General features: G+C 68.0%; 13 protein-coding genes. 4 read left to right on the top strand and 9 right to left on the bottom strand.

Features of this window, described 5'->3' with window-relative positions:
• The coding region (locus tag FJV41_RS02450) for a potassium channel family protein (RefSeq protein WP_181790345.1) at positions 1-699 on the top strand (699 nt) is incomplete at its 5' end.
• A 9-nt stretch (positions 700-708) separates the two neighbouring features.
• On the opposite strand, the gene FJV41_RS02445 is transcribed toward FJV41_RS02450, so the two are convergent.
• Together FJV41_RS02445 and FJV41_RS02440 are read right to left on the bottom strand one after the other, a co-directional pair.
• A complete protein-coding gene (locus FJV41_RS02445; RefSeq protein ID WP_141640752.1) occupies positions 709-2022 on the bottom strand; it encodes an alpha/beta fold hydrolase in 1314 nt (437 codons plus the stop codon).
• Positions 2023-2419: 397 nt separating this feature from the next.
• A complete protein-coding gene (locus FJV41_RS02440; RefSeq protein WP_141640751.1) occupies positions 2420-3052 on the bottom strand; it encodes a glutathione S-transferase family protein in 633 nt (210 codons plus the stop codon).
• Positions 3053-3224: 172 nt separating this feature from the next.
• On the opposite strand from FJV41_RS02440, the gene FJV41_RS02435 reads away from it, so the two are divergent.
• Positions 3225-4115, top strand: a complete 891-nt coding sequence (locus tag FJV41_RS02435; RefSeq protein WP_141640750.1) for a bifunctional transcriptional activator/DNA repair enzyme AdaA — start codon at positions 3225-3227, stop codon at positions 4113-4115.
• A 12-nt stretch (positions 4116-4127) separates the two neighbouring features.
• Here the strand turns inward: FJV41_RS02435 and FJV41_RS02430 are convergent, their stop codons facing one another.
• Genes FJV41_RS02430 through FJV41_RS02420 form a run of 3 tightly spaced genes read right to left on the bottom strand, consistent with a single transcriptional unit; the run spans position 4128 to position 6674 of the window.
• Positions 4128-4652, bottom strand: coding sequence for a hypothetical protein (locus tag FJV41_RS02430; protein ID WP_141640749.1), 525 nt, complete (start codon positions 4650-4652; stop codon positions 4128-4130).
• 31 nt (positions 4653-4683) lie between these two features.
• On the bottom strand, positions 4684-6264 hold the full coding sequence (locus FJV41_RS02425) for a hypothetical protein (RefSeq protein WP_141640748.1): 1581 nt from the start codon (positions 6262-6264) through the stop codon (positions 4684-4686).
• Between the two features lie 20 nt (positions 6265-6284).
• Positions 6285-6674: a hypothetical protein gene (locus FJV41_RS02420; RefSeq protein ID WP_141640747.1), complete on the bottom strand. Its 390-nt coding sequence runs from the start codon at positions 6672-6674 to the stop codon at positions 6285-6287.
• A 258-nt stretch (positions 6675-6932) separates the two neighbouring features.
• Between FJV41_RS02420 and FJV41_RS02415 the strand changes: the two genes are divergently transcribed.
• Complete coding sequence (locus tag FJV41_RS02415) at positions 6933-7757, top strand: helix-turn-helix domain-containing protein (protein WP_141640746.1); 825 nt, start codon at positions 6933-6935, stop codon at positions 7755-7757.
• 116 nt (positions 7758-7873) lie between these two features.
• Complete coding sequence (locus FJV41_RS02410; protein WP_141640745.1) at positions 7874-8605, top strand: dienelactone hydrolase family protein; 732 nt, start codon at positions 7874-7876, stop codon at positions 8603-8605.
• Positions 8606-8833: 228 nt separating this feature from the next.
• On the opposite strand, the gene FJV41_RS02405 is transcribed toward FJV41_RS02410, so the two are convergent.
• From FJV41_RS02405 to FJV41_RS02390, 4 genes are read right to left on the bottom strand one after another with little or no spacing between them, the layout of a single operon-like run.
• Entirely contained in the window at positions 8834-9481 is a 648-nt protein-coding gene (locus FJV41_RS02405) for an SDR family oxidoreductase (RefSeq protein ID WP_220137823.1), read from the bottom strand.
• Positions 9482-9492: 11 nt separating this feature from the next.
• Positions 9493-10182, bottom strand: coding sequence for a histidine phosphatase family protein (locus FJV41_RS02400; protein WP_141640744.1), 690 nt, complete (start codon positions 10180-10182; stop codon positions 9493-9495).
• On the bottom strand, positions 10182-11267 hold the full coding sequence (locus FJV41_RS02395; RefSeq protein WP_141640743.1) for a phosphotransferase family protein: 1086 nt from the start codon (positions 11265-11267) through the stop codon (positions 10182-10184). The genes FJV41_RS02400 and FJV41_RS02395 overlap by 1 nt, the downstream gene beginning before the upstream one ends.
• Before the next feature lie 6 nt (positions 11268-11273).
• Positions 11274-12509 carry an acyl-CoA dehydrogenase family protein gene (locus FJV41_RS02390; RefSeq protein WP_141640742.1) on the bottom strand — a complete coding sequence of 412 codons (1236 nt, stop codon included), beginning with the start codon at positions 12507-12509 and terminating at the stop codon, positions 11274-11276.
• Between the last annotated feature and the right edge of the window lie 82 nt (positions 12510-12591).

Below are 12591 nucleotides of genomic sequence, written 5' to 3'. Positions count from 1 at the left end.
GCGGGGCGGGTGGGCTACCGCGTGGTGGCGCAGCTGAGGGAGATGGAGAAGGACGTGGTGGTGGTGGAGAAGCGCGAGGACGCGGCCTTCGTCTCAGCCCTGCGGGACGAGAACGTGCCGCTGCTCATCGACGACACGCGCAGCCCGCTGTGCCTGCCGCGCACCAACGTGAAGGACGCGTCCGCCATCGTCTGCGCGACGGACGATGACCTGGCCAACCTCAACATCGCGCTGGATGCACGGAGGATGAACCCGAACATCCGCGTCGTCATCCGGCTGTTCGACGAGGACCTGAGCGGCAAGGTGCGCGACACCTTCAAGGCGGAGGCGCTCTCCAGCTCGTCGCTCGCCGCGCCCGCCATGGCGCTGGCGGCCCTGGACCCGCGCATCATCCACTCGTTCCACCTGGGCAAGCACCTGATGGTGGTGTCCAACTTCGAGGCGCGCGAGGGCCTGCCCGGCCTGACCATCTCCGACATCCGCGACAGGTTCGGCGGGCTGGCGCTGTCGCTGCTTCGCGGCAGTCACGAGCGGCTGCACCCGGTGGGCGAGGAGGTCATCCGCCCCGGTGACATCCTGGCCATCCAGGCGTCGTATCCGGAGTACCGCCGCCTGCGCGCCTTCTCGTGCGAGGCGGAGCCGCCCACCTGGTCCCACCAGGACCCGCCGCCGCTCCCGGGGCAGCGCAAGGTGGGCTGAATCCCGGCGTCACACCGTCCTCGCTGTCGCGGGGCGGGTGGCGCTGGTGGACGCGAGCGCGGCGCCGCCGTGCTCCAGCGCCGAGGGAAGCGCGAGGGCTTGAGTGAGCAGGGCCGCGAGGGGTTCCCACTCGACGAGGAAGCCGTCGTGGCCGTACAGGCTGGACAGCTCCGCGTGCTCCGCATGGCGTCCGAGCGCGCGCAGTCGCTGGGCCAGGGCCTCCATGTGCTCGGGGAAGAAGAGCTGGTCCCTGTCGATGCCCACGCACAGGGCGCTCGCGCGGATGCGCTCCAGCCCACCGTGCGGCGCACGGGCGAGGTCGTGGTGGTCCATGGCGCCCAACTGCGCGAGGTAGGCGCGCGCGTCGAAGCGGGCCTCCAGCTTGCGCCCCTGGTGCTCCAGGTAGCTCTGCACGGGGTAGAGCGCGCGGGAGGACCACGTGGGTGGACGCTGCTGACTGGCTTCGAGTCCGGGCTCGGCGCGGTAGGTGAGCATCGCGAGCTGTCGTGCCAGCTCGAGGCCGCGGTGGGGGGCCTCGGGGAAGCCGGGGTCCAGGAGCAGCGCCTGCCGCGCGACGTGGTTGAGGCCCACCACCCATGAGGACGCGGCTTCGGCGGTGGCGATGGGGGCCATGCGCGCGAAGCGCTCGGGAGCGAGGGCGGCGAGGCAGAGGACAATCATCCCACCCAGCGAGCCGCCGGTGACGAGGCCCACCTCCTGGATGCCCAACGCGTCGAGCGCGAGGAGAATGCTGCGGGCCTGGTCCCACGGCGTGACGGTGGCGGGAAGGTGTTGCTCGTCTTGTCGGAGGTCCCCCTTGGCGAGTGTGGGCGCGGGGCCGAAGCGCGTGTCGTCCGCGCGGCGGGGGAAGCCTTCGTCGGAGGGGCCCGTGGTGCCGTAGCAGGAGCCGAGGTTGTTGAAGCACAACAGCCGCACGCGCGTCGGGTCCAACGCGCGGCCAGGGCCGATGACGGGCTCCCACCAGCCGCCTTCGCCTCCCGCGCGCATGTCTCCGGTGAGCGCGTGCACGAGCAGCACGGTGGGCACGCGCGCGTCGGGGCGGGTGGTGCTTCGACGGCGTGCGCGTTCGACGGCGTGGTGTTGCTCGGCGAGGGTGCGACGGACGACGCGCGGCGAGGTGGCCTGGGCTTCTTCGTCCGGGAGGAGCCGGGCGCGTGCGTGGAGCCAGGGCAGGTCGTCCTCGGGGCCCCACCACCAGCCGCGCACGAGGTGGGGAGTGAGGCGGGCGCCTGCTTCCAGCGTCAGGTCCGGCGGGGTCACTTCAAAGAGGCGCGGCGTGGGCGCGCAGGGGAGGGAGGCCAAGGGAGACTCCGGACAAGCGGGTGTCGTCGCGGGCGCGCGGGGGCGTCCGGGTGGGAACGAGGTTCAGCTCGGGCGTGACGGGCTTCGCTCGGCTCCTACGGGGTGGAGCGAGGGCGCTGAAGGAGGGCCAGAAACGACGAAGCCCACCGACCCTCGCGGGGTGGGTGGGCTCGGTGGCTCGCCAGGGTCGGATGGACGTCAGCCGACACGGGCGGGCGGGAGCCCACCTGTCATCGACATTCGACGCATGGCGAGAAGGGACGTCATCGCCGCTAGGGATAAACGCTCGCCCCACGCGAGTCAAGCCGACCCACCTCGCCAGGGCGCGGCGTGAGAGGCGTGTGACACTCGCAGCGCCACGGTGTCGTGGGATTCCACGACGGCGCGGGAATCCCTCTCACGGGTTCGTGACGTGGGCGTTCGCGGTGTACGGGGCGAGCGCGCCGATGTGGCCGGGGCGGGCCTTCACTCGCGCGAGCCACGCGGACACGGCGGGGAAGTCCCCCAGGTCCAGGCCCACGTCAGGGGCGACGTGGGCATAGGCATACAGGCCGATGTCGGCGACGGTGGGGCGCTCGCCCACGAGGAAGGTGTGGTGCTGGAGGTGGCGCTCCAGGGACTTGAGGGCGTTGCGACCCGCCTCGATGCGCAGGAGGAAGGTCTCCGGGTGGCGAGGGGCTCGGCCCGTGAGCTTCCAGAAGCGCGCGGTGCCGATGTTGGGCTCCACGGCGTTCTGCTCGAAGAAGAGCCACTGGTGGACCTGCGCGCGCTCGAAGGCATCTTGAGGGAGCAGCGGGGTGCCCTCGGCGAGGAAGAGGAGGATGGCGTTGGATTCGGCGAGGAAGCGCCCCGGTTCGGGCTCCAGGACGGGGATGCGGCCATCCGGGTTCTTGTGGCGGAGGAAGTCCTCCGTGCGGCTCTCGCCCGCGAAGATGTCCACGGGGACCAGCTCGTAGGGCCTGTCGAGCCAGGACAAGAGGAGGCGCAGCTTGTAGCCGTTGGCGGAAGGCGCGTAGTCGTAGAGGCGCATGCGAGGCTCCGGGTGGGGGCTGATGGGTGGCAGCGTAGGCCCCTGCCTCCAGGCGAGCGACCCGGTCCTTGCGGCCCGTGGCGTTCCGAGAGGGCGCAAGAACCGGGTTGAAGGAGCGGGGTCCGGGGGCCATACCGAGGGGAGGACACACCTTTCAACCAGGAGCCGGGACATGGCGACCAGCGACTACGCCCGAATCGAGCAGGCGATTCTCTATCTCGATGCGCATGCCCGCGAGCAGCCGTCCCTGGACGACGTCGCGGCGCACGTGGGGCTCAGCCCCTTCCACTTCCAGCGCCTCTTCACCCGCTGGGCGGGCATCAGCCCGAAGCGCTTCCTCCAGGTGCACACCCTCAGCTCGGCGCGTCGGCTGCTGGCCGAGCGGCGCAGCGTGCTCGACACGTCGTTCGCCGTGGGACTGTCGGGAGGTGGGCGACTGCACGAGCTCTTCGTCACGCTGACGGCGATGACGCCGGGGGAGTTCAAGCTCGGGGGCGAGGGGCTCACGGTGCACCACGGAGTGCATGTGTCGCCCTTCGGAGAGTGCCTGATTGCCGTGTGTGAGCGGGGCATCTGCGGACTGCACTTCCTCACGGGGGCGTCGGAAGCGCAGGCGCTGGCGGAGCTGCGAGCACAGTGGCCGAAGGCGACCTTCGTGGAGTCCATTCGGGAGACGGCGCCGTGGGTGGAGCGCATCTTCCCCGAGGCGCCGCCGAGTGGGCGCACACCGCTGTCGGTGCTGGTGAAGGGAACGCCATTCCAGGTGCAGGTGTGGCAGGCGCTGCTGCGCGTGGCGCCGGGAGAGGTGGCGACGTACGAGGACCTTGCCCGGGCCATCGGCAAGCCGAAGGCGGTGCGCGCGGTGGGCACGGCGGTGGGAGGCAACTCCGTGGCGTTGCTGATTCCCTGCCACCGCGTGCTGCGCAAGACGGGCGTCTTCGGGGACTACCGCTGGGGACCCGCGCGCAAGCAGGTGATGCTCGCGTGGGAGTCGCTGCGGTACGGGGCGGAGAACGAGGACGGCGAGCTCCGCGTCGAGGCCGCCCGGTCCGAACTGGCTTGAGTCGACGGGGCGCTAGGCGGCTTCGTCGAGCGGCAGCTTCTCCGCGAGCTCCTCGATGAAGTCGTCGATGACGTAGGGCACCGATGCGTCTCGTTCGGGGCCCTTCCGCGAGGGATGGTCGAACTCACCGGCGAGATGGCCAACGACCTCATGTCCGAGATGCGAGGCCAGCTCCGAAGGGCTCATCGAGTCGAAGGCGTCCACGTAGGTATAGACGTCGTTGGTTTCCGGAATGCGCCACCCGCGAACGGATGACAGCTTCTTCCAGATGGGCCGCTGCACGAGCTCGTAGTCGAAGAAGACGAGTCGCGGCACGGCGAGGGCACCCAGCGGCGGCGTGGGTTGCCCCCAGATGAGCCGGTTGAGAATCTGCTCGTTCGTGAGTCCTTCGTTCCAGGTGTAGGCGGAGTGCTCCAGGACCCGGCGACGGAACGACTGGGAGTTCACGATGCGCTCGAGGATGTCGAGGGCCTCGCGCAGCCTGGCTCCGCGAGAAGCGTCGATGTTCACCTGCCGCTTGACCTGAAAACGCACCATGTTTCCTCCTGGGTTCTTTCAGTGAGAGGGCTCAGCCCAGCGCCGCGAGCGCCGAGACCTTGGCGATGATTTCGGGCGCCGAATGCACCAGGCTGGCAATCAAGGTGATCCACCCGATGACGCCCGTGGCCGCGCTTGCGACCAGTCGGATGACCAGTGACAGGACGGCCCCCGCCAGCCCCAGCGCGGCCGTCACCCGCTCCAGGCGCCGCAAGAGGCTTCGCGCCTCCTCCAACGGAGCCTCCTGGTCGATGAGCAGGACGGTGTCGCAGTCCATGTTGAGCCGGCAGCCCATGTTCAGCCGTGGGGCAGGGGGGAGCAGCTCTCCGCCCAGGAAGATGCCGATGCCGTCCACGAAGGCCGTGGCGGCCCGGCTCACCGCGCCGAGCACCTCGTTGGCGACGCGGAAGAGTGAGCGAAAGACATTGCGCGCCAGGGTCCTGACGAAGTCACCGACGGCCTCGAAGATGGTCGACAGGGACTGTCCGAGTCGCACGACCTGCCGCTTCAGCCATTTGAAGGTGCGCTTGATGCCGTCCCAGAGAAAGAAGTCCGAGTTGTCGACCTCGCTCGTCCAGTAGTCCTGGAGCTCGGCTTCGTTGGCCCGGACGAAGCCGAGGATGTCGTCGCGAGAGACATCCTCTTCGCGCTGCTGGCGTGCGAAGTCCTCGAACAGCTCCGGGGTGACCTGGTGGGTGGCGCTCTCCATGGCGGCCACGGTGAGGGGCCTCTTCGGATTGTTTCGCCAGTAGAGGTCCAGCGCCTTGAGCATCTTCTGCTGGGTGATGGGCTCTCGAATGTCGCCCAGGGGATAGCCGTTCAGCCACAGCTCGTTGCGCGCGAGTCGCAGGAGAAGACGCCGTGCGGCGGAGAGGTTCTGTTCGGACAGTGCCAGTCCCTCCAGCGCCTGACGCACGGGAGGGGCGGCCTTCGCCACCTTGTCCACGAGGGCATCGTGAGACAGCACCAGCTCCATGGCCTGTCGTTCGGAGATGTTGCTGGAGGGGATGAGTCCCAGCTCTGCGGCGACGGCGCGGAAACGGGCGAGCTGGATGCGCAGGTTGTTCGTGTCGCTCGGGTCGACAGGGACGTTGGGGCGCAGGCCCAGCGTCGTCAGGCGAAGCTGGACGGCGCGCACGAGCACGGGACGCGCCGTTCCACCGACGGGGTACCACTTGTCGATCTGGAGCGGGTCCTCCAGCGTGACGAACTCCTGGAGCGCATCCCACGTGGCCTGCTCGATGGTGGCGCCACTCGCCTCCAGCCCGATGTCCCTGCGAAAGACGTTGAGCCCCTTGAGGAGCTCCGCATTCATCTTGTCGCTCGTGGGGTCTCCCACGGCGTAGCCGAGGTGGCTCAGGCGCAGACGGACGGCGCGCACCACGAGCTGGTACCGCTCGTAGTTGGCTCCCTGCGACGAGGGCGTCAGGGCGGAGAGCGGGACGAGCCCCGTTCGCTGCTCCAGAATCTGGAGGTTCTCTTCCAGGTTCAATGCGTTCGCGAGGGGCTCTTCCCCACCGGCTCTCAGCGGCACGCCCTGCGCCGCGGAGAGTCTGCGGGGGCCATTGAACAGGGCCGCGACATGACCCTGTGTCGTCGATGGAGGCGGCATGTGGGAGCTCGGCCGGGGGCTCAGGTCTTGGAGACAATCTCCTTGAGGGTGTCGGCGAAGAAGTCCACGACGGCCTTCCGGGCAGCGAGGCTGGTCTCCACGGACTTGCGGTGCACGTCCAGCAGCTCCTGAAGCCGGGGAATGTCCTGCTCATCCGTCTGGAAGAGCTTCGTGTCTCCGTCGAACTTGATTTGAGTCGCCGCGACCAGCTTGATGACTGCTTCTGTCGTTACGCCGTTGACTGTCTTGGGCAGCGCGCTCTGCGTCAGGCTGTCCCAATTGATGGCAGGATTGCCTTTGCTGTCGTTCTGGATGACGTGTTTGACCTGGCCTGTGTAGGTGATGACCTCCAGCGTCACGAGGTCATCGACCGCCGCATTGAGCTTCTCGAGCGCTTGCCTGAGTCCCATGTGTTTTCCCCCAATAAAGCTCGCGTCGACTCGCGGAGCCTGATGCTGGGATTCTACAGCGAGTCCGAACAGCGCCGTCAAGGCGATGACTCAGGGGGCTTGTAGCGCACGGGTCGCGAAAGACCTTTCCGGTGGCCCGCATGGCGTTGAGCCGAGGGTGGGGATTTTCGCGGGCTTGTCTGTATTTGGAGTCCGTCGACGGGCGCGTTCTTGGGTGCGGTCGGACCCCATGAGGTGTCAGGATGGAACGGCTTCGTCATGGCGTTCCTGGCCCTTCCTCCGCATGCCGCGCTCTCTCCCCTGGTGATGGGGTACTGGTTCATCGAGGACCTGGAGGGTTCGTACGAGGGCAAGCCCATCCGGACGACGCCTCACGCGGGCGCCGTGCTGACGCTCAACTTCGGTCGGCCCTGTGCGAGTGAGTTCGCCGCGGGAGCGCCCCGCGCCTCGCTGCTGGGCATCCAGAGTCATCCCCGGAACTGGAGCTCCGGAGAGGGCTGCTCCTTCGTGATGGTGATGCTGCGACCACCGGGGCTCGCGCGTCTCTTTCCCGCCTTGGGGAAGGACAGCCGCGACGACATGCTGGAGCTCGGTGGTGTCCTGGGGGATGGCGCCGCGCGGCGGCTCTGCGATGACCTCGCCGCCGCGTGGGCTCCACGTCGTGTCGCCGCGCGCCTCGATGACTGGCTGCTGCGACGCTTGTCCGCGAACCGTGCCTTCGTCGGTGTGAGCCAGTTGGGGCATGCCTGGACGACCCTGCTGCGGACTTCGCGCGTGGACGAGGCCGCGAGAGAGGTGTCTGTGTCCAGACGGCAGCTCGAGCGCTGGTTCAGCCTGTACGCGGGGCACACGCCCAAGCAACTGCTCGGGCTCGACCGGATTCAATCCAGTCTCCACGCGGCCCAGACGGGGAAGGGAGACCCGCTCCAGGGCTTCAGCGACCAGGCCCATCAGATTCGACAGTGGCGTCGCCACCTGGGGATGACGCCAGGAAGGTACTCACGTGCTTCGAAGTCGATTCTCGCCGAGTACTTCGCCCAGGCCCGGGATGCCGCACCCGAAGGACTGGCCCACTTCTTCTGACGGATGCTCGCTCGCTCGACCGTGGCGAGTGCCGGGGGCTTGTCGCATTCGTTCAATACGCTCGTGGGACGGCGCTCCAGACTGTCTTTCCTCTGGATGAGAGAGGAGCCAGCGCGATGGGGCAGGGGACGTTCGTCGAGTATCGAGAAGGCGGGACTGACTGTGAGGCGTACGTCACCTGGGACTCGCGAAGCGATGCCCGTCGACCGTGCGTCCTGCTCGCTCACGCGTGGGATGGGCTGAACGCCCCGATGCGAGAGAAGGCGGAGGAGCTCGCGGCGCTCGGCTACGTGTGCTTTGCCTTGGACGTCTATGGCAAGGGCGTGAGGGGAGGCGTGGCCGATGACAACTCTCGCCTGATGGCGCCGTTCATGGCGGACCGCGCGCTCTTGCGCAGGAGGCTGTTGGCGGGATTCGAAGCGGCGCTCCGTCATCCCCTCGTGGATGCCGACCGGGTCGCCATCATCGGCTACTGCTTCGGTGGCCTGTGCGCCCTGGACCTCGCGCGGAGCGCCGTGCCGGGCCTGAAGGCCGCGGTGAGTTTCCATGGAGTCCTCAAGCCACCGCGGCTCGAGCCTCAGGAGCCCATCTCCGCCAAGGTCCTCATCCTCCATGGCTGGGAAGACCCGACCGGACCGTCTCCCGACGTGCTGGCCGTGGCGCGCGAGCTGACCGAGGCCGGAGCCGACTGGCAGCTTCATGCCCATGGCCACGCCATGCACGCCTTCACCTATCCGGGATTGCACAACCCCCAGGCGGGGCTCCAGTACCACCCGGCCGCGGCGAGGCGCTCCTGGGCCGCCATGCGGACCTTCCTCGACGAAGTCTTCGAGCCCTCGCCACGGTAGCTCCTGCCGTGGGGCTATGAGCGGCTCACGGAGCGAGGAGCCCGGCGGCAGGAATTGCTTCGCCGACCCTGGGTGCTCGCTTCGCGATTCAGTCGATGCTTGCTGGAAGGACTTCCCACTCGGTCCGCTCAGGACATCCGGGCGACGAGCTTGAGTGGCAGGTTGCGCAGGAAGAACCCCACCACGGTCCACGGCCAGCCGGGGACGTAGGCGCTCACCGGCTCGCGCTCAATCGCCTTCACCAGCGCACGAGAGCCCGTCGCGGAGTCCACGGCGAAAGGCAGGTTCTTCGCCCCCCGCGTTCAGCTCCGTGTGGATGTAGCCGGGATAAATCGTCGACACCTTGATGGGCGTGTTCATCAGCTCCGCGCGGATGCCCTCCGTCAGCGTCGCGAGGCCCGCCTTCGTCGCCGCGTACACGGTGAGATGCTTAGGCAGCCCTCGCATCGCGCTCATGGACGAGATGGTGACCAGATGCCCCTGGCCCTGCTTGCGCAGGATGCCCACGGCCGCTTCGCACTGCGCGACCGCGGCCACGAAGTTCGTCTGCGCCGTCTTCGCGTTGGTGGCGAAGTTCCCGGTGCCAATCCGCTTCCCCACGCCGATGCCCGCGTTGATGATGATGCGGTCCAGGCTACCGAGGTCCTTCGCGAACGCCTCGAAGACCTCGAACACCTGCTCGTGCTCGTTCACATCCAGCGCACGCACGGAGATGTGCAGGTCCGGATGCTTCGCCAGCAGCTCCGAGCGCAGCGCCTCCAGCCGGTCCGTGCGCCGGGCACACAGCGCGAGGTTGCGTCCCCGCGCCGCGAACTCGCGAGCCATGCCCTCACCCAGTCCGGAGCTGGCGCCGGTAATCAGGATGTTCTTGCGCATGGCGGTGCTCCTCAGCGGTAGGTGATGAGGGCGCGCTGAGAGCCCTCGAAGTGGGCGTGCTCGTTGAGCGTCGACATGTAGCGGCCCCGGTCACTGTAGATGACCTTGGTGATGCCACAGTTGGCGAGCGTCCAGTTCAACCTGAACGCGTGCTCGTCTGGAATCTGGAGCAGGTGCTGGCAGATGGCCGTGACAGGGCCGCCCGAGGTGAACACCAGCGCCGTCTTCGACGGCCCCAGACCCTGGATGAGTGCGTCCAGCGCTCGCACACAGCGCTCCCGGAACTTGGGCCAGGGCTCCGTGTACTCCGCGTCGTGTTTCCCGGCGACCCAGCGCCCCACGGCCTGGGTGAAGAGTTCCTGGAACGCCCGACGCGGGTCCGCGGCACCCAGGAGGTCCTCCGCCAGGGCCGCGTGATTCGCGTAGCGCGGCGTGTGCCGGGCCACGAGCTCGTCATGGTCGAACTCGTTGAACCCCGGCGTGCGCGTGGGCAGGAGGCTCGTGCCCATCGCGGTGAGGCACGTCTCCGCCGTCTGCCGGTGGCGGGTGAGCGTGCCGGTGACCACTGCGTCCACGGTCAGCCGTGGCTTGAGCGCCTCACCGAGTACTCGCGCCTGGATGTAGCCCGTCTCGGAGAGCTGGTCATAGTTCTCCGCGCCGAAGGACGCCTGACCATGACGGATGAGATACACGACGCCCATCAGCGGCCACCCTTCCGGATGAGGCGCTTGCAGCGCCAGTCGAAGTACGTCACCAGCGACCAGAAGTTCTTGAACGCCGGATTGCGCGTCTGCTTGTGGTGATAGCGGTAATAGATTTGCTGGATGATGCCGGCGAGCCGGAAGATTCCGAAGACCTCATAGAACGTCCAGTTGGCGGGCTTCAGGCCGGAGCGCTGGAGGTAGTAGTCGACGACCTCCTGGCGGCGCAGCATGCCGGGCACGTGCGTGGGCTGGCGCCGCGTGGCGCGCATGAAGAAGTCGTCATCGGTCTGGACCCAGTAGGCCAGCGCGCTGCCCAGGTCCATCAGCGGGTCGCCCAGCGTAGCCATCTCCCAGTCGAGCACGCCGATGACATGCGTGGGGTCTCCCGGGTCCAACACCACGTTGTCGAAGCGCCAGTCATTGTGGATGACGCAGGTGGCGACGTCGTCGGGGATGTGGTCCTTGAGCCAGGCGCGCACGTACTTGAAGCTCGGCACGTTCCACGTCCGGGCCTTCTCGTAGCGGTCCGACCAACCCTCCACCTGGCGCCTCGGGTAGCCGGCCCCTTTGCCGAGCGACGACAGGCCCACGGCCTGGGCGTCCACGGCGTGCAGCTCCAGCAGCCGGTCAACGACGTTGAGGCAGAGCTTGCGCGTCTCCGCGGGGCTGAGGTTCATGCCCCGGGGCATGTTGGCGCGAGGGATGATGCCCTCGATGCGCTCCATGACGTAGAAGTCCGCGCCGATGATGGCGGGGTCCTGGCACAGGCCCACCATCTCCGGCACCCACGGGTAGGTGGGCTTGAGCGCCTTCTGCACGCGGAACTCGCGCGACATGTCGTGCGCGGACTTCGCCTTCGTTCCCGCGGGCGGCCGGCGAAGGATGAGGTCTCGGTTCGGGTACTTGAGGCGGTACGTCCAGTTGGACGCGCCCCCCGAGAACTGCGTCACCGTGGGCGAGCCCTCGAGCGTGGGTACCTGCTGCTTGAGCCAGGCATCGACGGCGGCGACGTTCAGCTCCTCACCGGCGCGGATGGAGCCGGGTGCGTCGAGCGAAGTGGAAGGCGTGGCGTGGGTTGCCATGGTGGGTCACTTCCTGGAGAAGCCGCGCTTGGCCAGTTCGATTCGGGCGATGACGCCCTTGTGCACCTCGTCCGGACCGTCCGCGAGCCGCAGCGTGCGCGCCTGTCCGAAGAAGCCCGCGAGCGCCGTGTCATTGGACACGCCCGCGCCGCCGTGAATCTGGATGGCGTCGTCGACGATGTGCTGGAGCATGCTCGGGGCGACGACCTTGATGGCGGAAATCTCGGTCATCGCGCCCAGGGGACCCACCTGGTCCATCTTCCACGCGGCGTAGAGCGTGAGCAGGCGGGCCTGGTCGATGGCGATGCGGGCCTCGGCCACGCGCTCGCGGTTGCCACCCAGGTTCATGATGGGCTTGCCAAAGGCCGTGCGGTTCATGCCCCGGTCAATCATCAACTCGAGCGCCCGCTCCGCCGCGCCGACACAGCGCATGCAGTGGTGGATGCGGCCGGGTCCCAGTCGGCCCTGGGCAATCTCGAAGCCCATGCCCGGGCCTCCGATGATGTTGGAGAGCGGTACGCGCACGTTGTCGAAACGCACCTCGCCGTGGCCGTGGGGCGCGTCGTACTCGCCGAAGACGGGCAGCATGCGCTTGATGGTGACGCCCGGCGCGTCCAGGGGCACGAGCACCATGGAGTGCTGGTGGTGACGGTCGCCCCCGGCGTCGGGCGTGCGCGCCATGAAGATGGTGACCTTGGCGTTGGGGTGCCCCAGGCCGGTGGACCACCACTTGGTGCCGTTGAGGATGACCTCGTCGCCTTCGACGACGGCGGTGGCCTCCATGTTGGTGGCGTCCGAGGAGGCCACTCCAGGCTCCGTCATGCAGAACACCGAGCGGATTTCACCCGCGAGCAGCGGCTTGAGCCAGCGCTCCTGCTGGGCGGGGGTGCCGTACTTCCACAGCACCTCCATGTTGCCGGTGTCGGGGGCGTTGCAGTTGAAGACCTCCGGCGCCATCAGGCTGCGCCCGGTCTCCTCGGCGATGGGGGCGTATTCGAGCGTGGTGAGGCCCGGGGCCAGCTTCTCGTCCGGGAGGAAGAGGTTCCAGAGCCCCTTGGCCTTGGCGCGAGCCTTGAGGTCTTCCATGACGGAGGACACAGGCCAGGTCTTCCAGTCACCGCCACGAGAGGCCTCCATGACCTCCTGGTAGTAGCGCTCCTCGGCGGGCTCGATGTGCTCGCGCATGAACTGCTTCACGCGCTCCAGGTAGTCCTTGGCCTTGGCGCTCGGCTCGAAGTTCACGGTGCAGCCTCCTCTCACGAGAGGAGGCCATCCTTGGCACCCGTCTCTTGTTGAATCCACTGAATGTTGATCATGTGTCGTC

Source organism: Myxococcus llanfairpwllgwyngyllgogerychwyrndrobwllllantysiliogogogochensis, from assembly GCF_006636215.1.
Classification (GTDB): domain Bacteria; phylum Myxococcota; class Myxococcia; order Myxococcales; family Myxococcaceae; genus Myxococcus; species Myxococcus llanfairpwllgwyngyllgogerychwyrndrobwllllantysiliogogogochensis.
Note: the sequence above shows the minus strand (reverse complement) of the source record. Positions and strands in the feature narration are given on the sequence as shown.

Coding starts and splice junctions, on each gene's coding strand:
- FJV41_RS02440 (WP_141640751.1), bottom strand. CDS start 3,052: ATGCGCCTCTACGACTACGCGCCTTCCGCCAACGGCTACAAGCTGCGC.
- FJV41_RS02435 (WP_141640750.1), top strand. CDS start 3,225: ATGGCGACCAGCGACTACGCCCGAATCGAGCAGGCGATTCTCTATCTC.
- FJV41_RS02430 (WP_141640749.1), bottom strand. CDS start 4,652: ATGGTGCGTTTTCAGGTCAAGCGGCAGGTGAACATCGACGCTTCTCGC.
- FJV41_RS02425 (WP_141640748.1), bottom strand. CDS start 6,264: ATGCCGCCTCCATCGACGACACAGGGTCATGTCGCGGCCCTGTTCAAT.
- FJV41_RS02420 (WP_141640747.1), bottom strand. CDS start 6,674: ATGGGACTCAGGCAAGCGCTCGAGAAGCTCAATGCGGCGGTCGATGAC.
- FJV41_RS02415 (WP_141640746.1), top strand. CDS start 6,933: ATGGCGTTCCTGGCCCTTCCTCCGCATGCCGCGCTCTCTCCCCTGGTG.
- FJV41_RS02410 (WP_141640745.1), top strand. CDS start 7,874: ATGGGGCAGGGGACGTTCGTCGAGTATCGAGAAGGCGGGACTGACTGT.
- FJV41_RS02405 (WP_220137823.1), bottom strand. CDS start 9,481: ATGCGCAAGAACATCCTGATTACCGGCGCCAGCTCCGGACTGGGTGAG.
- FJV41_RS02400 (WP_141640744.1), bottom strand. CDS start 10,182: ATGGGCGTCGTGTATCTCATCCGTCATGGTCAGGCGTCCTTCGGCGCG.
- FJV41_RS02395 (WP_141640743.1), bottom strand. CDS start 11,267: ATGGCAACCCACGCCACGCCTTCCACTTCGCTCGACGCACCCGGCTCC.